Raw genomic sequence first — 21509 nt, forward strand, 5'->3', positions numbered from 1 at the left:
TACCATAATTAGGAATGTTAGATGTCTTCCCTTCAAAGACACTGCATAGCTCGAACGCAAATAAAGGAAAGAGGTGAGCCGTTTTCATGAAGCGGAGTCTGCATCGACTGTTTTTGATGTGCCTCGCATTTCTGATCTGCTTTACCGGTTTTTCGCTGGAATGGACAAGCAGTCCTGCTATGGCTGCGTCGGCGGTAAATCGCACGAACGATCCGTTAAACGGGGATTGGTCCAAGCCGTATGCCGTAAAGTACGATACGACAGAGGCCGATCTGATGGTCCGGGTCGGGGATATCGACAATCTGGGCGGAGGCTGGCCGAACGGCTACGATCCATTTTCGGGAAAAAGCACAGGGGCCCCATATCCGAAAGTAACTCACCAGCCGACCGATCCGGCAGGAACGGACCAGCTGATGGTGATCAGCTCCTTTCAATATCCGGATTTGCGGAACCCCAAAAATGATGCCAATGATCATGTGGCGGACGGCTATACCCGAAACAATTACAGCAAGACAGCCAATCCGGTCGTTCCCATCAAGGTAACCTTTGACACGAAAAACACCCCGATCGAAGGGGCCATTCTCCAGATGTTCATCAATGACTATCAGCCGCGGAAGTATCCGGGGCGGGTCAAATATACAGCCGAGCTGAACGGCGTCCGGGCGCCGTTTCTGGAGAACGTTATCAACTCGCTCAACCAGCATGGGCCGATCGGAAAGCTGATCAGCGTCCAAATTCCGGATGAATACCTGCCGCTCTTGAAGGACGGAAGCCTGACCATCCTTCTCGATGACAAGACGACGCGAAATCCGTACGGAGACGGTGCAGCCATCGATTTTGTCAAGCTGCTGATCAATCTCGGAGAGTACAAGCACACCGGTACGATCAAAGGCAAGGTTACGGATTCGGGCTCGCCTCCCAAGCCGCTCGCGGGTGCTGTCGTATCTGCCGGGGGAATTGTTTCGGCAGTGACGAATGCGAAAGGCGAGTACATCCTCCAGGATGTCCCCGCAGGTCTGGTCTCTGTGGAAGCGGCCAAGGACGGGTACATCCCGCAGCTCAAGCTGATTGAAAACTTTGAGGCAGGAGACACCGCTATACTGGACTTTCAGCTCGCCCCGCAGCCAAGCGACAACGCCTACCTGCAAAATCTGACGGTAAAAGGGGAGACACTGGTCCCGCTTGAGCCCGGCTTTGACAGGTCGCAAGGCAGCTATGACGTTCATTTGAACAGCCATGTCCAAACTGTTGCGATCACCCCCACGCTCGAAGACAGCAGGGCGAGCATGACCGTAAACGGAGAGAGTCATCAGAGCGGCACCCCCAAGGTGATCCCGGTCAAGCCGGGTGCGACCAAGGTCACGATCGTCGTCACGGCGCAGGACGGAAAGACGAAACGCACATACGAGGTGACGATCCATACGCCGCTCACATCGGTGGACCTCGCCCGTTCCCTGTCCAAATCGGCGATCAAGCTGGGGGAAACGAGTGTAATCCGCTACACGGTCACGCCCAAGTCCTTTTCGGCTGAAGGATTGGCCGACAAACCCGCCGGCAGAGCAACGGGGATTCGTCCGTTCTTTTTGCTGAATCAGCCGTTTGTCTACGGAAAAGGCTATGACATCGGTTATGAACTGGACAAAGTGAAGGTGAACGGAAAGGGGAATTCGAACAACGGCGGACTTGCTTTGGGTGGAAGAGGAAAAAGCCATTTTCTCAGTGTGATGAGATCGGGCTATAGCGGCGAAGTGTCTGTCAACCAACAGCTCACTGCGGAACCGAGCGCAAAGCAGGATGACATTTTGGACACGCTGAAAGATTTGATCCGCTCGGGAGTCAAGGAAATCACCATTCCCCTGGTAGACGAAAGCCAGCTCGCCGATATGCTGAAGGGCCGCGATTCGGTCACGGTCAACGCCTTTGCCACTTTTGGTTTGTCTGTAGTCAACAACAGGGTAATCGCTAATTTTGCGGGCTATGGTCCGTTGCCGGAGACATTCGCCGTCACGGACGTTACGCTGACCGAGCCGTTCCCTGCGGAGGTGCCAATCGAGAGCATCGATAAGTCGTGGAGCAAGCGAAGCGACAATGGGACGCTGACGCTGAAGCTTCCGGACATCACCTACGAGCGCAAAGGGGATGTGTATCAGGCTGCGCCCGTTTCGTTTGGCATAACCGTGAAGCCGACCAGGACCGGCACGTACCTGCTGTCCGACTCGCAGCTGACGTACCGGGAAGGAAACGCGGTCAACAGCCGTTTCTTCAACAATTTGACACTGCAGGTGGATACGAATATTCCGCCAGTGACAGGACTGAAGGTCACCCCGGAAAAAGCCTCGATCCTCGTAGGGGAGACGGTCGGCTTGAAGGCCAGAATTACGCCTGACAACGCCGATCAAAGCGTGATCTGGACGTCTGCTGACAGCAAGGTCGCTACAGTCTCCTCCAACGGCATCGTCACGGGGGTGAAGCCAGGGCGTGCGGTCATTACCGCCAGAACACCGGACGGCAAATTCTCCTCCTCAAGTGAGATTACGGTAACGAGCAAGCCAGTCCTCGACCTTGCTGCGAACAATGGCTGGGATGCGATGTATCCGGAAAAAGCGGTTGTAACGGCGGAAGTCATCGATTTTCCAGAGTCGTTCCCGATGAAGCTGACAGTCAAGGTTGGCGGTGCTGAGCTCCCCGCCTCAGCGCTGTATGAAGCAAAGCCGTCTTCTTTGGGAGATGGGCGACAAAAGGTCACCTATACATTTGAAGTGGAAGCGGCTCGCAAGAAAAGCGGCGAGGAAATCGGCGAAGTGCTGAGAGTGGGGCCGACGCCTGTCCAGGCAGAGGCGAAAAACGCCAGCGGCAAATCGGCCGATCCTGTGAGCAATACCTTGCTGCTGAATCCCGTAACGGCATTTGCAGCGACACTGGAGCGAGAGGGTTCGCCATTGAATCAAAAGGGCAGCTTGAAGGCAGAGCCGACAACGCTGGTCATGGAAGACGTGAAGTTTTTCTGGATGCCCGGTGTCGACCTTTCGGAGGTGGGCGCATCCTCCCCGTGGGTTCCTTTTAATCTGGGCAACAAGGCGACCGGCATTCCCTTGAATCCCTCCGGTCCGACCACGCTTGTCGTCGGGATGTTTCAGGACTTTAACCGCGATGGAAACTATGCCCAACCGGATGGGACACCGGATGAAAATGAAATTGTCGTTCGCGAGGTGTCATTGGGACAACCTATCGTTCCGCCTGATTTTGAACTGAGCCAGGGCTTGACGCTGCCGGACAGCGCAAAAGTCATTGTCACCCCTGTCATGGATACCGTTGACGAGCATACGCAATGGTTTTACAGAGTAGGGACGGGCGAGTGGCAGTCTTTCCCGGTGGCTTTCGACAAGAACGACAAGGGGAAGGCAAGAGGAGAGTTTTTGGTCGATTACGTAAAAGTGAACGGCAAATACGTGGATACGCCGGTTGCTGTAAAGGCGGTAAATCCGCTGAATGGCGACATCCATTTGGGGATTCCCACCGTAAAAACGGCGATCATAGAAGTGCCCAAACCGGGAAGCGGCGGCGGTGGGGGTGACCCGGATTATGATGATTTGCCCAACCTTTACGTTAGAGTGAACAACGGTACAGCAGCTTTGGAAAACAGGGCTGTTCAAGTGGAGATCGGGTATTCGTTCCGAGCAGAGAAGGATCTGGAGCTGGCTGCAGCGAGATATGCGATTGGCGATTCCGATGGGGATGCGGACTTGCTGAGAGAAATCGTTGCGGGTAAAGGAACCAGTATTCTGAACGGGAAGCAAAACAAAATCGTCAAAAACCTGAAGACAAGCTCCGGTCAAAGTCAAACGTATCAGATCGCGATCTTTGTGAAGGTGAATATTTATCACTCTTTAACAGGCGAGCTATTGGAGAGCAGGCCGTATCAGAAGATCGAAACGGTCACCGTCAAAGCGAAAAACAACTTGAACTAGCAAAAAGAACCTGGAGCTGTGAAAGGCTTCAGGTTCTTTTTGGCTTGATAGGGTCGTTTCTATTTTTGGCCCGTACGGGGAGGGGCGAGACGAGGGGGAAGGCCGAAAAAGCCGAGCATCCCCGGACTCGCTCAGGATATCACTGAACGTTTACGGAACGAGCTCCACCTCGTCGGGGTGGGGACTGTACTGAAGATCGTACAGATCGACGAAGAACTCCTCGGCAACAGGCAGGCCGGGGGTCTCCTGCTCGAAAATCCTGCGGTTGAACTGAATGGCCAGACGGGAGGCGAGACGGTCGTCCTCGTTTCGTTTGGTGTTCAGCTCGATGTAGGAGGACGGGCCGCCAGTCGCAATGCCGCCCTGGATGCGGTTAAAGGAGGCAACCGAGTAGATTTCCATTGACTTTTCCGAATAGAGAAAGGCCGAGATGGGCGGAAGCGATTTCCACGCATCGACGCTGCTCGTATGATCGGTCTCCTCGGTGTAACGGGAGGTCAGGCTGATCTTGCCGGTTGCGACGATCGCCAGATTCTTGTCGTCCAGGTTGGTAATCTCCCGGATCAGCACATCGCCATCGACAAAAATGGTGCCGTTGATGCGGATGTCACCGACGATGTCCAGATTTCCTTTGATATAGATCGTTCCCTCAAAGGTGAAGGGCTCTCCGCTGTTTCTCTCGGAGGCGTCCGCATCCGGGATGAAGGAGCCCAGTCTGCCCATTTCAACCGTAGCCAAAGAATCCTCGTCCGAAGAGGCAGGTGCGATATACAGCTTGCGCACAGATCCCCCGGCCAATTCATCCCCGGTCAAGCGGGCGGTCAGGGATACGGCGGAGGAGCCGTCCAAGCCTTCCTTGCTGTCTTCGGCCAGAATCGCGATGGATTCGCTTCCGGTAGGAATGTCGATGAGGCGGAACCCTTCATTCAGATACGCGTAGTCCCCGCTGTGCTCTTCCAATTGAACGGACTCGTCTGCTGCTACTCTTTCTTCGTGCGAGCTTGCTTTTCCCTCACGTATCATTTGAGAGATGTATTGTTTCGTCGACTCTCCTCCAGGGAAGGACAGAGACCTGGCCGAATCGATTGTATTTTGCACGACGGGAGGCTCATAGCCGGGCTCGTACGGCCTGTCCGATGGCGCGGAGAGAAGCGTCTCTTTGCTGTCTTTGGGCAGCGTCTTGGGAGAAAAAAGCGACGCCAGGCTTTGCCGGTCAGAGATGAGTGCCTGGTCGGCTTCGTCTGCGAGCGTTGCAGCGGAAGGAGCCTCCTCCTCCAGTCTCTCAAGCTGATACAGTCCGCTAACCAGTCCGCCGGAACGATTCGCATTCTGTGAAAGCGACAGTACGCCTTCCAAATATGGAAGGTTCTTTTCAAAAGAGCCTGATGTCCACTCGGCGCCTTGCCCATCGGGGGTCTCCTCGCTGTACCGGTAGTGTGTCGCAGTGACCACATGGTGAGCCGTCACATTGCCGATGATGTTGGAGCCGCCGAACAGGCGCAGCTCTCCGGGAGTGCTGACTGCATAATGAAACGGTGCGGCGATCGTGTTTATGTACACGGTAGAATCCAGGCGAACCCGGCTTTTCACTACGGACAGGTCTTCGCTTCCGCGAGCCGGAATGCCGATCGCGGAGACCTTCAGCTTCAGCACGTATGGCTGTCCGGGATCTTTCTGCAAACGGATTTCGTCCAGAATGCGGTAACCGATGGCGAAGCCTTGGGCTGTCCCGTCCGGCAGGGGAGGGAGCATGGTTTGCTTGTAAGGGCCCTTCTCCCAGTCGGTGTCGTTCATTTCAGCGGCGATATTGCTTAGGACGTTCTTGATTTTTTCCTGGCCGCTCCCATCTTCCAGCGCTTGTGCAAGTTCCTCATCGTCAAAGGAAAGGTTTTGCTCGGCGTATTTTTGAAAGTAGGCCAGGCCCATGTCAGCCAGCATTTTCCCTTGAATCTCGTCTTCGGAGAATACGTGCTGCCGGGAGCTTTGCGCGACGTAGCTGAGGATGGACAGCCCGAGCACCGTAAACAGCACGACGATAAACAGGACGATCAAGAGCGCGCTTCCGCGTTCGTTGTTGAGGCGGTTCATCTACTCACTCCTCTGCAGATTGGAGACGGCGAATTCCGTTTTGACCAGGCGAATGTAGCTGTTGACTTTGCCGGATGCTTCTGTTCGCTCCAGCTCGGCCCTGACCTCCTCCAGATTTGGAAACCTCATCTGCTGCCCGTCGCGGTCGACAACCCTTTCTCCGTACGGTGCGACCACCAGATAGAGAGACAAGGTCTTGTTGTCCGCCGAGGTCAAAAAGAGTCCGCGGACGAGATAACCCGGTTCAAAGCGAAATGACTTGACCAGCCCGTCTGAAGGATCAGAGGGAGTAAAGCGGTAGACATTTCGTTTTACAAAGGATTGCGTGCTGCCGGACTCGGCATCGGAAGAGTCTTGATCGGAAGGGACATAGACAGTCGAGCTGGTGAAAACGACAAGGCCAGTAGAGAACTGGGGCGATACGCCGATTTCTCGGGTGCCTTCTTCCGCGTCTATTGCTCCGTACCCTCCCGCTCCCGCTCCTCCCTGTTCGGCCAAAAGCAGCTCGCCGGCCTTTTTGCTCTGCATGATCTGGCGCAAAGTGTCCATTTCCTCGTTTTCGGAATCGAGTGAACCGCCGTCTTTTTCCAGTTCAAAATAAGTCGCTCCCTGCACAGTCCGCATCACTTCACCGATGGCAAAGTCAGCGACATTGCGCAGGTCAGTCTGTTCCCGCGTCTGGTTGAAGACCTGGACGCCTGAGACGTAGACAGAGGTTAACGGGATCAGGATGATCAGAAAGATGAACAGGGAGGCGAGCGTTTCCAGCAGCGTCATCCCGGATTGATCACGCAGGAGGCGAGAGATTCGAGTCCTCAGCTTCATGGCGTTGTTCCTCCTGTCCGGGGATCGGCGACGGCGGTCTGCAGCATGGCAAGCTGCTGTCCCTCGGGAGAAGTGACGCGAACTGTGATGAGGATCATCGTTTGATCGTCAAGCCTGTACCCGCCGTTGTGCTTGTCCAGAAAAGAAAGAGAGAGCTTTGGCTGATAGATTCTTTCGTTGACCTCCACATCGGGAAAGGAAATCTCCTTGTTCTTCAGGTGGTCGGTTAATGCCGCAAGCTTTGGATAAGTAAGCTTGTCGGAGGCATAGTCTCGGAGGGAATCATCCGGGAGCGCTGCAGTCTTCAAGTCTCCGTTCCCTGATCGCCAGCTTTCTGCCAACTGCCTTGCCAGATTCATCGCAACCAGCTTGCTGTCCTCTTTTCCGGAAAGCTCCAGACCGCGCACGAGAAAATTGCTCAGCAATAGGAAAGCGATGGAGAGTATGACAATGGAAGCGAGCACTTCGATCAGCGTCATCCCGTTTTCATTTCTGCTTTGTTCCCACACGATCGCAATTCCTCCTTTCTTACTAATTCTCGTATTTCATGATAATCGGTTGAAAGCGTATTCCAATATGGATAAAAGGTGACATTTCGAGGGAGGGAGAATATTTTTCGACAAAATTTTAGAGGAGATGCATGAAACCTGTCGAAATTAAGTTATTGCATAAAAATGGATGCAACCAAAGAACTATGCTAATCTACTACTAATGTACTATGATCTACGCCTTTTGGCTATAAAACAGGTGATCCTATGCTTCTATCAGGTTTAAGCGGCTATTACATTGTGTACCTGCTTCTAACCCTTCTGTTGTACCTGCTGCTCCGTCGCCGCCTCTTTTCTCGTAAACGGCTGTCCGTGATGACAGCTTCCGGGGGTGCCTTCCTGCTCGGAGCGCTCCTGCCATTTTCCCTGTCTCTTTTCGGGAGGTTGGAAACGGCTGTTGCAACCATCCTGATCACGCTGCTCCTTTCCTATTTCATTGCGAGAGACTTTGCCAAAAATGACTTTACGGAAAACACCGGGATTCTCGCTGCTCAAGTATTTGCCGATACTGCTGCTCAGCAGGGGCTGCCTGGTGGCGGAAACGCTGCTGCTTCCAAAGATTTGACTGCTCCTGATCAGCGTGGAGAGCGGCTTTACTGGTATGAGCAGGGACAGAGCATAGCGTTCCAGGAGATTGCGGCTGCCATGGAGCAGGAAGCGGACGGCGTCGAGGCTGGGCGGTGGACCGAATCGGAGACTGCATTAGAGCCTGAATCAGAGCTTAAACCGTGGCCTGAACCGGAACGTAAACCGGCAGATGAATCTGAATGGGCTGAAAAACAGGGAAGCCCCGCTGAAGCGTTCCCGTACTACCACGCTGCTGATCCAGCTTTTGCGGAGTTTGGCAGCTTCGAAGACACGGGAATAGATACGAGAAGACAATCCGGTTTGAAAACGGATGATGCAGCGGATGCAACGAAAGCGGATTGCTTATCACCCTTGCCGTTCTTTGAGTTTGAGGAGGAGGACACGGGAAGCGGAAAGATAGAGAGGATAGCGAAGGCAGAGAAGATAGAGAAGATCGAGAAGATAGAAATGGCAGAGATAAAAGCAGGTTCTGAAATGACGGCAGAATCGGCGGAGCAGGACTTGGACGATTTCGGGTGGAGATTTTCGGATGAGCCGATAAACGCTGATTTCTTTTCGCAGGACGCAGATTCACCCGGAACGGAGCCGGGGGAGCCGCAGACGTCCCCTGATGGACAACGTTTTTGGGAGGAGCTCTCCCTGGTCGGGTCTTTGCATGATGAATCCGGCAGGCTGTTGAGCCGGTTCGAGGAAGAACTGGACCGTGTGGATGATCCTTCTTTGACAGGTGCCGGAACATCGACAGGCACTGGAACATCGCCGGGCCATGCCTCGGGAGCAAAGCATGAGCAGGACACATCAAATCGGAAGTGAGCGGGATCGTGTTGGAAAAAAAACAGTACAAGTTGTTTGGCGGGGCCTTTGCGCTCCTGCTTATCCAATCATGTGTGTTCGGGGCGGTCTCCCTGCTCGCCTCCGGCTTGTGGGACCAACCGGATTCGGAGGCGGGCGGGAGGCTGTCCGATGTACAGGTAGCCGGCCTTTCGCTAGCCGGGCTGACGATAGAAGAAGCGCGGGCCAGCGTGAAACGAAAGGTTGAGGACCTCTCCGGAATGCCCGCCGTGCTTACCCTCGAAGATCGCACCTATTTACTTGACAAGGAAAAGCTGGGATTGCGTTTCGAGGCAGAAGAGACGATCCGGCAAGCCGTTGAGCGCTCTCGCGATTCTGCGGGATTGGCAGGATGGTTTCAGCGGCTGGCAGGGAAACAAGCGGACGGCACAGTACCGCTGGCCGTTCACTACGACCGCTCCGAGCTGGTTCGGCAGGTGGAGCGCATCGCCGGCGAAATTGACCGGAAAGCGGTCGCGGCTACACTCCGAATCGAAAACAATAAAGCAGTCGTGATACCGGATCAGGCTGGTTATCAGGTCGATGTGGAAGAGACTGTTTCGGCTGTCGAAACAGAGTTTCGCACCCTGCGCTACGGTCTGCGCATACCGATCAAGGCGAAAAAGGACGAGCCGGCAATCACACGAAAGGATCTGGAGAAAAGCGTGGATTTGCTGGGCGAGTGGAACGGGACGATTGGCACGGGGGGGCCTTCTCGCCTGGTGAACGTGAAAAGGGCTGCCGAACTGCTCAATGGCACCATCCTGATGCCGGACCAGGTGTTTTCCTTCAATGAAGCTGCCGGGCCGTTTACGACAGCAAAAGGCTTCCAGCTCATAGATGAACGGCAGGCAATACCCGACGGTCTTGGCGGAAGCGCCGTACAGGTAGCCTCTGCGTTGTACGAAACGGCGCTCACCAGCTCTCTGAGCGTGGTGGAGCGGCACAGCGCGAAACGCCCGGTCGATTTTCAAAGGATCGGACTGGAAGCATTCGTAAACGGACGGGATATGGATTTGCGCTTGGCCAATCGAATGAAGACGCCGGTCTATATCCATGCAGCGGTTGAGCAGGGCCGTTTACGGGTCGCGCTCTACGGAAGCGGTCAGTCATTGGAGAAGGGCAAGCCGCAGCTCATGGCGGAAACGACCGAAACCTTTAGCCCCGGTACGATCGTTCGGGTAGACCGCGATATGAAACCGAATCAGGAGCGGATCGTGCGCGTCGGAGAAAAAGGGCTGCGGGCAAAGGTGTTCCTCTACGATCCGGGTTTGAATCAAAAGGTGCTCGTCTCGGACAACCTGTATCAGCCTGTCCCGAACGTGATCGCTGTCGGTCCGAGAGAAGAGGGAGCAGTCCGAACGAAAAGCCGGGAGGACGACTGGCCGACAGAAGCGGAAGCGGAGCCATGGGTCGGCAGCGAAGCGGAAGAGGAATTGCCGCCGGAAATCATCTACGGAAGCGTGAAGCCATCTGAGGATAGCGGCACTCCTGGCGATACAGGCAGCAGCGCAAGACCTCCCGATATAGCCCCTTTGCCGGAAAACGCAGGGGCTGCCGTTCCTCAAGGCTCAGCTTCGGTTGGTGCGGGAGCAGCGGTAAAGGTCGAGAAAAACAACGGCGTCATTATTTTGCATGACGCGCCTGAGAGGTGACGGGCATGGGTAGGAAACGGCTGGGGGACATCCTCGTCGAAAGCGGCCTGATCAGCGAAGAGCAGCTACAGGAGGCGCTGGTCGAGCAGAAAAAGTCGAAGCTGAAGCTGGGGGATCATTTGCTGCAGCAGGGCTACATTACGGAGCAGCAGCTGATCGAGATTTTGGAATTCCAGTTGGGAATCCCTCACGTCAGCCTGTATCGCGTCAAGATAGACCCGTCCTTGTCCAGCATCGTTTCGGAAGAGGTGGCGAAACGATATTCTCTCATTCCGTTGAAAAAAGAGGGAAACAAGCTGACCGTGGCGATGATCGATCCGCTCGACTACTTTGCGATCGATGAGCTGAGGCTCAGCACAGGCTTTGTCATCGAGCCGGTCATTGCTACCCGGGACGAGGTCCAGCGGGCGATTTCCCGGATGTACAGCATGCAGGGCTCGGTGAAGGAGCTGATGGAAAAGATCGAGGCGGACGAGATTGAAGAATCTCGCATCGTCGATGAAGATTCCCCGATCGTTCGCCTGGTCAACCAGATGTTTGAACAGGCAGTCCAGCTGCGTGCCAGCGATATCCATATCGATCCGCAGGAGGACGGGGTCCGCATCCGCTATCGGGTAGACGGCGTCTTGCGGACCGAGCGCGTGCTGCCGCGCCACATGATCGGCATTTTGACAGCGCGGATCAAAATCATGTCCAACCTCAACATCGCGGAGCGGCGCACTCCCCAGGACGGCCGGATTCAGATGCATGTGGACTACAAGGAGATCGACGTTCGGGTATCGACACTTCCGACCATTTACGGCGAGAAAATCGTCATGCGCCTCCTGGATGTGTCCAATGCCTTGATCGAAATAGACAAGCTGGGCTTGACCAATCGAAATCTCTCCTATTTCCGGAATTTGATCAACCGGCCAAACGGCATCATGCTGGTGACGGGACCGACGGGAAGCGGGAAGACGACCACGCTGTACGCGGCACTCAACCACCTCAACCAGGAGGATGTCAATATCATTACGGTGGAAGACCCGGTCGAGTATCAGTTGGACGGAATCAATCAAGTGCACGTAAACGACGGAATCGGCATGAGCTTCGCATCCGTGCTGCGCTCCATCCTGCGTCAGGACCCGGATATTATCATGGTCGGGGAGATTCGCGACAAAGATACGGCCGAGATCGCGATCCGGGCAGCATTGACAGGGCATCAGGTGCTAAGCACGCTGCATACCAACGACGCCGTGAGCAGCGTTACGCGCTTGCTGGATATGGGCATTCCTCCGTTTTTGCTGGCTTCTTCGCTCAACGGAGTCGTAGCCCAGCGACTCGTCCGGCGTATCTGCAAGGAATGCAAAAAAGAGATGCCGGCCACCGAGCAGGAAAAAGCGATCTTTTCCCAGCGCGGACTGCGCATTGAGACGATTTGGCGCGGCGTGGGATGCGGCAGTTGCAGCATGACAGGGTATCGCGGCAGGCTGGCGGTCCACGAAAGCTTCGTCATGGACGATGCGTTTCGGCAGATGATTATTCAGCGTCTCCCCGCTGTCGAATACAAGCGACACGCCGTAAAAAACGGGATGGTGCTGATGTTTGACGATGCCCTGTTGAAGGTAAGACAGGGGTTGACCACCCTGGAAGAAATCTACCGGATCGCACTGCCGGAATAGTGGCCGGATCAATGCCAAGGAGGGTAAGAACGGATGGCTGGCGTCGAAATCAAAAAGCTGCTCAGATACGCTTTTGAAAAAAAGGCATCGGACCTGCATGTGACAGTAGGCACCTCTCCCGTATTCCGGATTGACGGGGAACTGCGCCGGCTCGACATTTCTCCGCTTGCGCCAAGCGACACCGAGGAAATGGCCAAGGAGCTGATCCCGCAGCATTTGTATCCGTCCTTTCTGGAAAAGGGAGAATTGGATTTCTCCTACGGACTGCCGGGCATCTCGCGCTTCCGCGTCAATGCGTACCACCAGCGCGGGTGCATCGGGCTTGTCGCCCGGGTCATTCCGACAGGCATCCCGTCACTGGAAGAGCTGGGACTGCCGGAGGTAATCCGGAAGCTTTGCCACAAGCCCCAAGGGTTACTGCTCGTTACAGGGCCGACGGGAAGCGGCAAGTCGACTACATTGGCGGCGATGATCGACTACATGAACAGGACGATGAGAAAGCATATCGTTACGCTGGAAGACCCGATCGAGTATTTGCACAAGCATCAGCTCTCCATGGTCAATCAGCGGGAGATCGGCTTTGATACCAAAGATTTTGCCAGCGGACTGCGGGCTTCGCTGCGGCAGGACCCTGACGTCATATTGGTCGGCGAGATGCGGGATCTGGAGACGATCTCGACAGCAGTCACAGCGGCGGAGACGGGACATTTGGTGCTCGCGACGCTGCATACAACCGATGCGCCCAAGACCATCGACCGGATTATCGATGTCTTTCCGGGCGACAAGCAATCCCAGATTCGGATGCAGTTGTCTTCCGTTCTGGTCGGGATCGTCTCGCAGCGCCTGTTTCCGAAGGTCGGGGGCGGCCGGGCAGTCGCCACTGAGATTCTCGTTCATACACATGCTGTCGCCAACCTGATACGCAGCGAGAAGAATCATCAAATCAAAAGCTTGATGCAGACGGGACGCGAACTGGGAATGCACACGATGGAAAGCTCCGTCAAAGAGCTAGTGGACAAGGGACAGATTACTCCCGAAGCCGCGCAACACTATTTGAATGAAAGGGCGCTAGAGTAGATGCCGACGTTTATTTACGAAGCGAAGGACCGCACAGGCAGGCGCAAGCGCGGGAAGATCGAGGCTGCCGCCAAGCCAGTCGCCATCGTTGAGCTGAAGCGTCAAGGGCTGGCCCCGCTTTCGATTGAACAGGAAGCGAAAGGCTTCCTGCAGCGCGAAATCCATTTCGGCAAGCCGGTGAAGTCGCAGGAGTTCGTCGTATTTCTGCGCCAGCTTGCCACCCTGATCAGGGCGGGGATCGGGATTGTCGATTCCGTCCATATTCTTGCCCAGCAAAGCGAGAGTAAAGTCTTGCGCAAGATACTGGAGGAGGTAGAAGCGGAGATTCGCAAGGGCGGACAGCTGTCTGAGGCGTTCGGCAAGCATCCGAAGGTCTTTGAAGCAATGTTTCTCAGCATGATTCGGGCCGGGGAAGCGTCGGGAAGTCTGGAAATCGTCCTGGACAGGCTTGCTACCTACTACGAAAAGTCGCACTACACGCGGGAAAAAATCAAGTCGGCGATGATGTACCCGATCACAGTCGGGATTTTGTCTATTGCCGTAACGATGTACCTTTTGATCAACATCGTGCCTACCTTTGTCTCGATGTTCGCCAGCTTTCACGCCGAGCTTCCCGCGATGACCCAGATGGTCATGGCAGCTAGTGAAAGTGTAGTTAGTTCTTGGTACCTATATGCAATAGGTCTAATTGGCATATATTTTGTATTTCGAATTATTGTCAATACTTCTTATGGACGATATTTTGCGGATTATGCTACACTGAGATTGCCGATATTTGGCAAACTTATGCAGAAAGGCGCATTGGCCCGCATGAGCCGGACGCTGAGTACGCTATTTTCCAGCTCGGTGCCGATTTTGCAAGCACTCACGATTGTAGAAGACGTCGTTGGCAACAAGATTATCAGTCAAGCCGTGCATGAATCAAAAACCAGCTTGCGCGAGGGCAGGCCGCTATCCGAGCCGCTAAAGCGTGCGTGGGTAATCCCGCCGCTCGTCTCACGCATGATCGCCATCGGAGAAGAGACCGGATCACTGGATCAGATGCTGGAAAAGGTAGCTGATTTCTACGAGGCGGAGGTGGACAGTGCCGTTGACAAAATCAAGTCGCTGATCGAACCATTGATGATCGTCCTGCTTGCGGCGATTGTGGGTACGATTGTACTTGCCATCATGATTCCGATGTTTGAGATTTTTGGAAAAGTGCACTAGGCATGAAAGATGTTTTTGTGGGGAGGAACTTATATGTTTAGACGTTATTTGAAGGATCAACGAGGCCTTACGCTGGTGGAACTGCTCGCCGTTGTGGTGATTTTGGGGATTATTGCGGCGATTGCGATTCCGTCAGTAGGAAATATCATTGAAAATAGCCGCAAGGATGCGCACATCGCGAATGCGCAAATGTTGGCAAATGCGGCGAGAATGGCAGCTACTGCTGAAGGGAAAGCGACTGGGGATTATACCTTGGAAGAGTTGCAAAAAGAAGGATTTATTAGTGACATTCAGGTTCCAGGGGAAGATAAAACTTACGATGTTAAGAAAAGCGAAGTCACAATTACCGCTAAAGAGGACAATGATACAAAAATTACGAAGCAAGTAATTGAAGTAAAGTTGCAGGAAGGAGATAGGGTTTTTGTAGATGAAGATATTAGTGCCTTGGATCGAGACAAAGTATACCTTGATGGTAAAAAGTAAAAAATCAACTCAAGATTTATAAGAGAATATATATCTATTGAGAAAACAAACGCTCGCCGAAGAAGCCTGTTTCCTGATGTACGACTTGTCCAGCCTGGCTCAGCAGAGCAGCGAGTCGCAGGAAACAGGAGCGTCACCTCTGAGTGACCCTGACCCTAAAGCTGTCCGACTTTGACGCTCCCACCCGAATCGCCTCGGCGCGTACAGGCCCCGCTTCTATGCAGGGCGGAACCGGAGGGAGCCTGGAAACAGGCTTCTTCCACTACAGCCACGGCTACGAGCGCTTTTTAAAACACGGGCAACAAAATGAACCAATAAAAACTTCCTACATCCCAATGCGGTGCAGGAAGTTTTTTCCTGAATCAAAGCAAACTATACCCGTTCCACCAACTAGGAGAGAAGCCATGGAGTACCTGATCACGGCCGTCCTGTTTGTATTCGGCCTCGTATTCGGTTCATTTTTCAACGTCGTCGGTCTGCGAGTCCCGCAGGGGGAATCCATTGTCCAACCGCCGTCTCATTGCAAAAGCTGCAACACCAGGCTGCGTCCCCTCGATCTGATCCCTGTTCTTTCCTATTTGCTGAATAGGGGGGCATGCCGCTATTGTCGGACAAAAGTCTCGCTGCTTTATCCAGTCATGGAAAGCATCTGCGGTATCTCATTTGCCCTTGTCTACCTCACATACGGCTGGAGCGCCGAAATGTTTATGGGTTTGCTGTTTGTCTCGCTGCTCGTCATTGTGAGCGTGGCTGACCTCGCCTATCGGCTTATCCCGGACAAGGTGACTCTGCCTGCGCTGGCTCTGTTTCTCATACTCCGGCTGCTCGTCCACCCGACACAGCCCTACTGGATGCACTTGATCGCCATGGCAGTCGGATTTGGCCTGTTCTTCCTGCTCACCGTACTGTCCCGCGGCGGTGTAGGCGGAGGCGACATCAAGCTGTTTGCCGTAGTGGGTCTGTTTCTGGGCCTGCCTTTGCTGGCGCTTTCCATCTTTTTGTCAGCTCTGTTGGGAACGCTGTTTGGCATCATACTTATGCTCTTTCGAGGGGCGGGGAGGAAAACGCAGGTGCCATTTGGACCATTCATCGCTGCCGGGTCACTGCTTGCCTATCTCAAAGGAGATGCGATCATCGGCTGGTATGTGGATGTGTTCTTCTGACAGCAAATGAAATAGCAATTTCCTTTTCCGCTAAGCAGAGGTTGACCGGGAGGGTGTGTCGAAAAATAAGTGAGTGATAGAAGAAATGTGTCGAAAAATGAAGAATTTCGTCAAGTGGCAAGCTTCCTATAACACAATAATCATCGACAGGGCGAAAGCTTGCGCATGCATTAAGGAACCGGATTTCCCAAACACAGGAACTGGAATTGCATCAGCTCTGGGGCTGACAGAAAGGAAAAGAGGCGGATGAAACTGCGCATCCCTTTTATGACGAATCCCGTTCGTATCGGCATTGCCGTGGAAGAAGACGGGCTTCGCTTTACAGAAGCACGGCGAACGGACACAGGCGTGGAGATACGGCAGGCAGGTCTGATCCCGCTGGAGGAAGGAACCTTCGAGAACGGGCGGATCACGGATATCGAGCGGGTAAAAATACAGTTGACTCTAGCAAAGAAGGAGCTGCGGCTTTCCAAAAAGAAGGCGGTTCTCTCCGTTCCGACGTCAACCGTGGTGATTCGAAAAACCATTCAGCCCAAGCTGACGACGGACGATATTCGTTCTTTGCTCGAAATCGAGCTGGGGACGACCATTCACCTTCCTTTTGCAAGGCCCTATTTTGACTTTCACAAGATCAGAGAAGTGCCGCCGTCGCTGGAGATGGACGAGCTGGGAGAGTACAGCCTCGCGGAGGAGCCGCAGCCGGAGGATGAATACTTGGTGATTGCCGCTCCTGGTGATTTGATCGACCAATATATCGAATTGTTGAAAGTACTCGATATCGAAGTAACGGCTGTTGATATCGAACCGCTTGCTCTGTACCGGCTGCTGGAGGAGAGCGGGGAAGTCCACAAAACCGACTTCATGTTCCTGCAGCTCGGACGGCATTCGGTCAACGTCAGCATTTTTCAAAGCGATATTCCGGAGTTTTTGCGAAACATTCCAATCCATCTCGCCCATTATGAGCAGGCTTCCGCATCCGGGGGGACAGACGGTGCTGCTGCCGTCCATGCATTATTTGTAGCTGATCTGGTCAGGGAAGTCGACCGCGTGATCAACTTCTATCAGTTCAGCATGAAAAATGACGGGACCCGTATTCAGACGATCTATGTAACCGGTGAAGATGACGATTTGGAGCACACCATCCAGCTTCTTAAAAATCGCATGACGAGCTTTGAGATCGTTCCTCTGCCCATCCACCATATCCGCCTTCAGCATACGCAACCGCTGAATGTTCAGGCCTTTACGGCAGCGGCGGGACTAACCTTGAGAGGTTGACGCAAGTGGTAACCATTAACCTATTACCAAAAAAGAAAAAGGTTAGAGGCGGAGTCCTGTTGCTCTCCGCGACAGGGCTGCTTTGGCTTATCGGGGCGGCTTGGATGGGCTTTGCCTACTATGCCGATCAGGCAACGGTGGAAAGATTGCAGCAGGAAATCGCGCAGCAAAAACAAATGGTCCAGGCAGCGGAAAAGCGGATCGGCTTGAAAGCAAATACAGCGACTTTGCAAGACTATGTAGAGCTGTCGGAGAAGATGCAGCATCTGTTCTACCCGACAACGCTCCTGCTCGACAATTTTTCCGAAAACCTGCCGGAGATGGGAAAGCTGCTGAAAATCAGTTATGCCCTGGATGGCACGGTGCAGCTCACCGGCCGCTTTGAGCAATATGACGATGTGGCCGCCTATCTGCACAATTTGCAGGCTTCGCCATACGTACGGGAAGCGCAGATAAAAACAATCGCTTCCGTACCCGTGAAGTGGACCGGGCCGGTGGACGAGAAAGGCAGGCCCCATTCGGCAGCGTTGAGTGCGGTGGGCGGAGACATCCTGCCCCGCTACACGGCTACATTTGAAGTGAAGGTACTCACCCTGGACCTGGGCGTGCTGAACAAGCAGCTTGCTGCACGTACACAAGAGCAGAAGAAGTAGGAGAGTGAACATGGCTGAGAAAACACGTCAATACCTGTTCTTGTTTGTTGCTTTGCTGTTTGCCCTGCTCGCTGTCTTCTACTATATCTATCTCACGCCGTTGCAGGCAAAAAAGAGCAAGCTAACGGTAGAACTGGCTCAGCTGCAAGCGACGGTGCAAGGGCTGAGCAGCAGGAATGCAGAGGAAAAGAAGGATGATGCCGTTTCCGAGGAAGCATTGGCAAAGGTAACGGAGGCAATCCCCGTCTCTCCCTATACAGATCAGCTCGTGAAGGATTTGGGCAAGCTCCAGACGATCAGCAAGGTCGAGATTCTTACGGCCAGCTTTGCCCAGCCAAAAGTGCTGTCGACGAAAGACATGGCGGAGCAGATCATTTCGAAAGAAGAGCAGGGGGCGGATACAGCGGCCGAAGAGTCAACTGGAGCCAAAGAGCCGAAAACAAACTCAGATACGGACAAAAAGGAAACAGGTACAGCGGAAGCAACAGGAATAGCATCTGAACCTAATGCCAAGGACCGCAGCGCTGCACTTGCCATGCCCACGGCAGACACGCTCAGGAGACTGCTGCCGGAAACCGCATTGGGAAGCGTGGAGATCACGCTTTCTGTAAAGGGAGGATACGATGAGCTGTACCTCTTCCTCAAGGAGGTACAGGGATTGTCCCGATATTTGCGGGTAGATGAATTCACTGTCACTGCGGCGGAGAAGGATGAATTTACCGTCCCCAAAGACAGCAGGATGACGGCGACAATCAAGCTGACCAGCTATTACGCCCCTGAATTCAAGCAGGCAGTCGACAAGCTTCCGGCCGTTGAGGTAGAGGCTCCATCGGGCAAAGGCAACCCGTTTCAGTATGGAATCACACCGAAGCCCGGTGATCCGATCAATGAAAGCAAAGAAGGATCGCCTTACTAAAAGCAGAGGGCGATTTCCTTCATTTACGAATGAAAGCCGTTGCTGTCGCGAGCAACGGCTTTTCTTCATTTCTTAGTCTTTTCCTGCCGCTCCCGCACCAAGGCCAATAGCGCCAGAAAGTCTCCGATTAATACAATCACAGCCGCCAATAAAGCAAGATCGTCAGCCGACATACCTTCGGACTTTTGACTCATGGAATCGCCTCGCTCCGATGAACTTCCCTACAATGTATGAGGGCATAGCCGGGCGGGTTTGGGTATTTGTCTAGGAAGCGGATTCTTAATCAAAAGACCTGCGTGCGGGCCAGGTGCCTTGCAGTTTGCGAATCTGCACAATCTGTCCGGTATGAAACGCATCGTGCATGATGATGCTGAATACGCTCAGCCCCAAAGGCTTTGAAGGCGACGGCTGATCGAAGGAGGTCTCCGGAATGGAAGCGAGCACGTCTCTCAGTTCATAGTGGAGAGTCTCCATCCGCTTGACGTCCGCTTGCCAGGCCTCCTCGTCCTCTGGTCCTCCGGATGGGGCAAAGGTGTCGTCGTTGGTGGAAGCTGTAGAAGGCTGTTCGGTGCCCTTCAAACGGTGAAGCAGCCGTTCCTTGTAAAACAGCAAGTGGCTCAGATTCTCCCAAATGGTGTTGGCAGCTTCGCCAGGCGGCCGCCAGCTTGCTTCGGCTGCGGTGAGTCCTGCCAAGGCGTCTTTCAAGGGGGGATACCAATCTTCTTTGGCGAATGTACAATCCCACTCGTGCAACAGCAACTCCATACGGTTCATGCAAGTCCTCCTCATCTGGGAAAGAGTGATTGACGGCGGTATAATGAAGGTAGAATCTGGAGAAGAATACCGTCTGTAACTACTTAAATACATTTTGGTGGTTACAAACAATACCTTACCATATTTTGGCGAGTGGTTCAAGAGAGGAGAAAAAACTCCGTGGAGTGGATATGTCTTGATTTTATCAACAGCGATTGCAGAGACTGGCGAGGGTCCGGACAGCGGGATGACCGGCTTGGCAAGCCTGAATGGTGGCAGTATTTTTCGACGAAGTGGGAGCTGAAAGTCCCCCTTCCTACAGACCCTATGCTGCTCCAGAGCTTGAGAGAACTGCGGCAGCAGATGCGAAATGTCACGGAAGCGGTGGCAACAGGACAAGCACCTGATCCAAGCGATCTGGTCGGCATCAATCAGGTGCTTGCGGCTGTGCCTAGCTGCCGCCGCATCGTTCATCGGCCGGATGGCTTTCAAATAGAGGAGGTTGTACGAGGCGAAGAATGGGACCTGGTCATAGGGAAAATCGCACTTTCCTTCGCCGAGCTTCTGGCTGGTACCGATTTGCGGCGATTGAAGATCTGCGAAAACGCCAATTGCCTCTGGGTGTATTACGACGAGAGCCGCAACCGCTCCAGCCGTTGGTGCGACGATAAGGCGTGCGGCAACCTGATGAAAGTGCGGCGCTTTCGCGAGCGGCAAAAAAAGGAGAGGAAAGACACATAAATCCAGGAAGATCGGGAGAAAGGGAGAAGAAAAGAACATGACTGTCAGCAAACGGCACGAATTGAGGTTGGACGAGCTTGCCAGCGGGGATATTCCGGGGCTGATCGAGCTGTCTGCTTCGGTAGGCTGGGATTACCATGAAGCAGAGCTGGCAACCCTCATTGCTGCAGGGAGAGTATTCGGACACCGTGATGACCAGGGAAAAGTGTACTCAAGCGCCGCGATTGTTCCATACGGCGAAACGCTTGCCTCCATCGGCATGGTCATCGTTCATCCTGAATGCAGAGGGATGGGGCTGGGGAAACAAGTAACACAGGCTTGTATCGATGCCGCCTCGACTTCAGCGGATACAGCCCTGATGCTGATCGCCACACCGGAGGGAAAGCCGATGTACGAAAGCATGGGCTTTGTGTCCGTAGATTGCGTGCACAAATACTTATGCGAAGCGTACCAGCGGCATCGAGCATCGTTTGATACAGGAGATACATTTGTAGAGAAGCTGACCGGGGAGCATCTGGAGCAAATCGTGGAGCTGGACAAGGCCGCAGTCGGCGCGGACCGCAGAAGATTTTTGATTCATCGCATCCAGCAGGCGCAAAATGGCGTCGTCTTGAAGCAGCAGGATGGAGCTGTCATTGGCTATGGCCTGTCTGTAGAGGGGCCGGTCAACCTGATTCTCGGCCCGATCGTCGCTTTTGACCTGCAGGGAGCGAAACAAATCGTGGAACAGCTTGCGAGTGGATATCAAGGCAAGCTGCGGATCGATGTACCGTCTGGACATGAAGAATTCCTGGTTTTTCTGGAGCAGTGCGGATTTCAAAAGGCGAGCCAGCCTCCGATCATGATCAGGAATGCGGAAAAGCTGCCGGAGAGGAACGGCCACTTGTACGCAATTGCTGCACAGGCGTTCGGGTAGGGGAAAGGCTGGAAGCGGGAAAGCCAGAAAGCAAGAAAGCAGGAAAGCAGGTTAGCCGGCATATTCCGATAGAGGAGAAACGAAAAGCTGAAACCCGAAAACCGAAACCCGAAAACCAAAAACCCAAAAACCGGAACTCTTCCGGCAGGATACAAAAAA

General features: G+C 53.9%; 18 protein-coding genes. 13 read left to right on the forward strand and 5 right to left on the reverse strand.

Annotated elements, in window-relative coordinates; translation table 11 throughout:
• Positions 1-86 precede the first annotated feature (86 nt).
• Positions 87-3968, forward strand: coding sequence for a cadherin-like beta sandwich domain-containing protein (locus NSQ24_RS06285; protein WP_339167443.1), 3882 nt, complete (start codon positions 87-89; stop codon positions 3966-3968).
• A 150-nt stretch (positions 3969-4118) separates the two neighbouring features.
• On the opposite strand, the gene NSQ24_RS06290 is transcribed toward NSQ24_RS06285, so the two are convergent.
• Genes NSQ24_RS06290 through NSQ24_RS06300 form a run of 3 tightly spaced genes read right to left on the reverse strand, consistent with a single transcriptional unit; the run spans position 4119 to position 7390 of the window.
• Positions 4119-6056 carry a hypothetical protein gene (locus tag NSQ24_RS06290; RefSeq protein WP_339167445.1) on the reverse strand — a complete coding sequence of 646 codons (1938 nt, stop codon included), beginning with the start codon at positions 6054-6056 and terminating at the stop codon, positions 4119-4121.
• The gene (locus NSQ24_RS06295; RefSeq protein WP_339167447.1) at positions 6057-6881 is read right to left on the reverse strand and encodes a prepilin-type N-terminal cleavage/methylation domain-containing protein; all 825 of its coding nucleotides are present in this window, start codon (positions 6879-6881) and stop codon (positions 6057-6059) included. It abuts the gene before it with no gap.
• Positions 6878-7390, reverse strand: coding sequence for a type II secretion system protein (locus NSQ24_RS06300; protein WP_003392172.1), 513 nt, complete (start codon positions 7388-7390; stop codon positions 6878-6880). The genes NSQ24_RS06295 and NSQ24_RS06300 overlap by 4 nt, the downstream gene beginning before the upstream one ends.
• Positions 7391-7636: 246 nt before the next feature.
• Here NSQ24_RS06300 and NSQ24_RS06305 point away from each other — a divergent pair, with 246 nt between their 5' ends.
• The 10 genes from NSQ24_RS06305 to NSQ24_RS06350 all read left to right on the forward strand — a co-directional run bounded on the left by NSQ24_RS06305 (position 7637) and on the right by NSQ24_RS06350 (position 18940).
• Positions 7637-8830, forward strand: a complete 1194-nt coding sequence (locus tag NSQ24_RS06305; RefSeq protein WP_339167448.1) for a hypothetical protein — start codon at positions 7637-7639, stop codon at positions 8828-8830.
• An 8-nt stretch (positions 8831-8838) separates the two neighbouring features.
• Positions 8839-10503, forward strand: coding sequence for a VanW family protein (locus NSQ24_RS06310; protein ID WP_339167449.1), 1665 nt, complete (start codon positions 8839-8841; stop codon positions 10501-10503).
• 5 nt (positions 10504-10508) lie between these two features.
• Positions 10509-12164 carry an ATPase, T2SS/T4P/T4SS family gene (locus tag NSQ24_RS06315; protein WP_024985513.1) on the forward strand — a complete coding sequence of 552 codons (1656 nt, stop codon included), beginning with the start codon at positions 10509-10511 and terminating at the stop codon, positions 12162-12164.
• A 33-nt stretch (positions 12165-12197) separates the two neighbouring features.
• Entirely contained in the window at positions 12198-13241 is a 1044-nt protein-coding gene (locus NSQ24_RS06320; protein WP_003392164.1) for a type IV pilus twitching motility protein PilT, read from the forward strand.
• On the forward strand, positions 13242-14450 hold the full coding sequence (locus NSQ24_RS06325) for a type II secretion system F family protein (RefSeq protein ID WP_339167450.1): 1209 nt from the start codon (positions 13242-13244) through the stop codon (positions 14448-14450).
• A gap of 33 nt (positions 14451-14483) precedes the next feature.
• Complete coding sequence (locus tag NSQ24_RS06330; RefSeq protein WP_339167451.1) at positions 14484-14933, forward strand: prepilin-type N-terminal cleavage/methylation domain-containing protein; 450 nt, start codon at positions 14484-14486, stop codon at positions 14931-14933.
• A gap of 404 nt (positions 14934-15337) precedes the next feature.
• Positions 15338-16096 (forward strand): prepilin peptidase, encoded by a 759-nt coding sequence (locus NSQ24_RS06335; protein WP_339167453.1) that lies wholly within the window; start codon positions 15338-15340, stop codon positions 16094-16096.
• A 246-nt stretch (positions 16097-16342) separates the two neighbouring features.
• Positions 16343-17371 carry a pilus assembly protein PilM gene (gene pilM, locus NSQ24_RS06340; RefSeq protein ID WP_003392157.1) on the forward strand — a complete coding sequence of 343 codons (1029 nt, stop codon included), beginning with the start codon at positions 16343-16345 and terminating at the stop codon, positions 17369-17371.
• 5 nt (positions 17372-17376) lie between these two features.
• Positions 17377-18024, forward strand: a complete 648-nt coding sequence (locus NSQ24_RS06345) for a PilN domain-containing protein (RefSeq protein ID WP_003392153.1) — start codon at positions 17377-17379, stop codon at positions 18022-18024.
• Between the two features lie 10 nt (positions 18025-18034).
• Positions 18035-18940 (forward strand): hypothetical protein, encoded by a 906-nt coding sequence (locus NSQ24_RS06350; protein WP_339167455.1) that lies wholly within the window; start codon positions 18035-18037, stop codon positions 18938-18940.
• Positions 18941-19005: 65 nt separating this feature from the next.
• Here NSQ24_RS06350 and NSQ24_RS06355 read toward each other — a convergent pair whose 3' ends face one another.
• Together NSQ24_RS06355 and NSQ24_RS06360 are read right to left on the reverse strand one after the other, a co-directional pair.
• On the reverse strand, positions 19006-19134 hold the full coding sequence (locus NSQ24_RS06355; protein WP_277614088.1) for a hypothetical protein: 129 nt from the start codon (positions 19132-19134) through the stop codon (positions 19006-19008).
• Between the two features lie 85 nt (positions 19135-19219).
• On the reverse strand, positions 19220-19714 hold the full coding sequence (locus NSQ24_RS06360) for a DinB family protein (protein WP_003392147.1): 495 nt from the start codon (positions 19712-19714) through the stop codon (positions 19220-19222).
• Positions 19715-19873: 159 nt separating this feature from the next.
• On the opposite strand from NSQ24_RS06360, the gene NSQ24_RS06365 reads away from it, so the two are divergent.
• Positions 19874-20434 (forward strand): ABATE domain-containing protein, encoded by a 561-nt coding sequence (locus NSQ24_RS06365; protein ID WP_003392145.1) that lies wholly within the window; start codon positions 19874-19876, stop codon positions 20432-20434.
• 37 nt (positions 20435-20471) lie between these two features.
• The gene (locus tag NSQ24_RS06370) at positions 20472-21350 is read left to right on the forward strand and encodes a GNAT family N-acetyltransferase (protein WP_024985518.1); all 879 of its coding nucleotides are present in this window, start codon (positions 20472-20474) and stop codon (positions 21348-21350) included.
• Positions 21351-21509 lie beyond the last annotated feature (159 nt).

This window comes from Brevibacillus sp. FSL L8-0520 (assembly GCF_037963895.1).
GTDB classification, from domain to species: Bacteria; Bacillota; Bacilli; order Brevibacillales; family Brevibacillaceae; genus Brevibacillus; species Brevibacillus borstelensis.

Bases quoted from the DNA above. Each gene is read 5' to 3' on its own strand.
- NSQ24_RS06285 (WP_339167443.1), top strand. From the start codon at position 87: ATGAAGCGGAGTCTGCATCGACTGTTTTTGATGTGCCTCGCATTTCTG.
- NSQ24_RS06290 (WP_339167445.1), bottom strand. From the start codon at position 6,056: ATGAACCGCCTCAACAACGAACGCGGAAGCGCGCTCTTGATCGTCCTG.
- NSQ24_RS06295 (WP_339167447.1), bottom strand. From the start codon at position 6,881: ATGAAGCTGAGGACTCGAATCTCTCGCCTCCTGCGTGATCAATCCGGG.
- NSQ24_RS06305 (WP_339167448.1), top strand. From the start codon at position 7,637: ATGCTTCTATCAGGTTTAAGCGGCTATTACATTGTGTACCTGCTTCTA.
- NSQ24_RS06315 (WP_024985513.1), top strand. From the start codon at position 10,509: ATGGGTAGGAAACGGCTGGGGGACATCCTCGTCGAAAGCGGCCTGATC.
- NSQ24_RS06320 (WP_003392164.1), top strand. From the start codon at position 12,198: ATGGCTGGCGTCGAAATCAAAAAGCTGCTCAGATACGCTTTTGAAAAA.
- NSQ24_RS06325 (WP_339167450.1), top strand. From the start codon at position 13,242: ATGCCGACGTTTATTTACGAAGCGAAGGACCGCACAGGCAGGCGCAAG.
- NSQ24_RS06330 (WP_339167451.1), top strand. From the start codon at position 14,484: ATGTTTAGACGTTATTTGAAGGATCAACGAGGCCTTACGCTGGTGGAA.
- NSQ24_RS06335 (WP_339167453.1), top strand. From the start codon at position 15,338: ATGGAGTACCTGATCACGGCCGTCCTGTTTGTATTCGGCCTCGTATTC.
- pilM (WP_003392157.1), top strand. From the start codon at position 16,343: ATGAAACTGCGCATCCCTTTTATGACGAATCCCGTTCGTATCGGCATT.
- NSQ24_RS06350 (WP_339167455.1), top strand. From the start codon at position 18,035: ATGGCTGAGAAAACACGTCAATACCTGTTCTTGTTTGTTGCTTTGCTG.
- NSQ24_RS06355 (WP_277614088.1), bottom strand. From the start codon at position 19,134: ATGAGTCAAAAGTCCGAAGGTATGTCGGCTGACGATCTTGCTTTATTG.
- NSQ24_RS06360 (WP_003392147.1), bottom strand. From the start codon at position 19,714: ATGAACCGTATGGAGTTGCTGTTGCACGAGTGGGATTGTACATTCGCC.
- NSQ24_RS06370 (WP_024985518.1), top strand. From the start codon at position 20,472: ATGACTGTCAGCAAACGGCACGAATTGAGGTTGGACGAGCTTGCCAGC.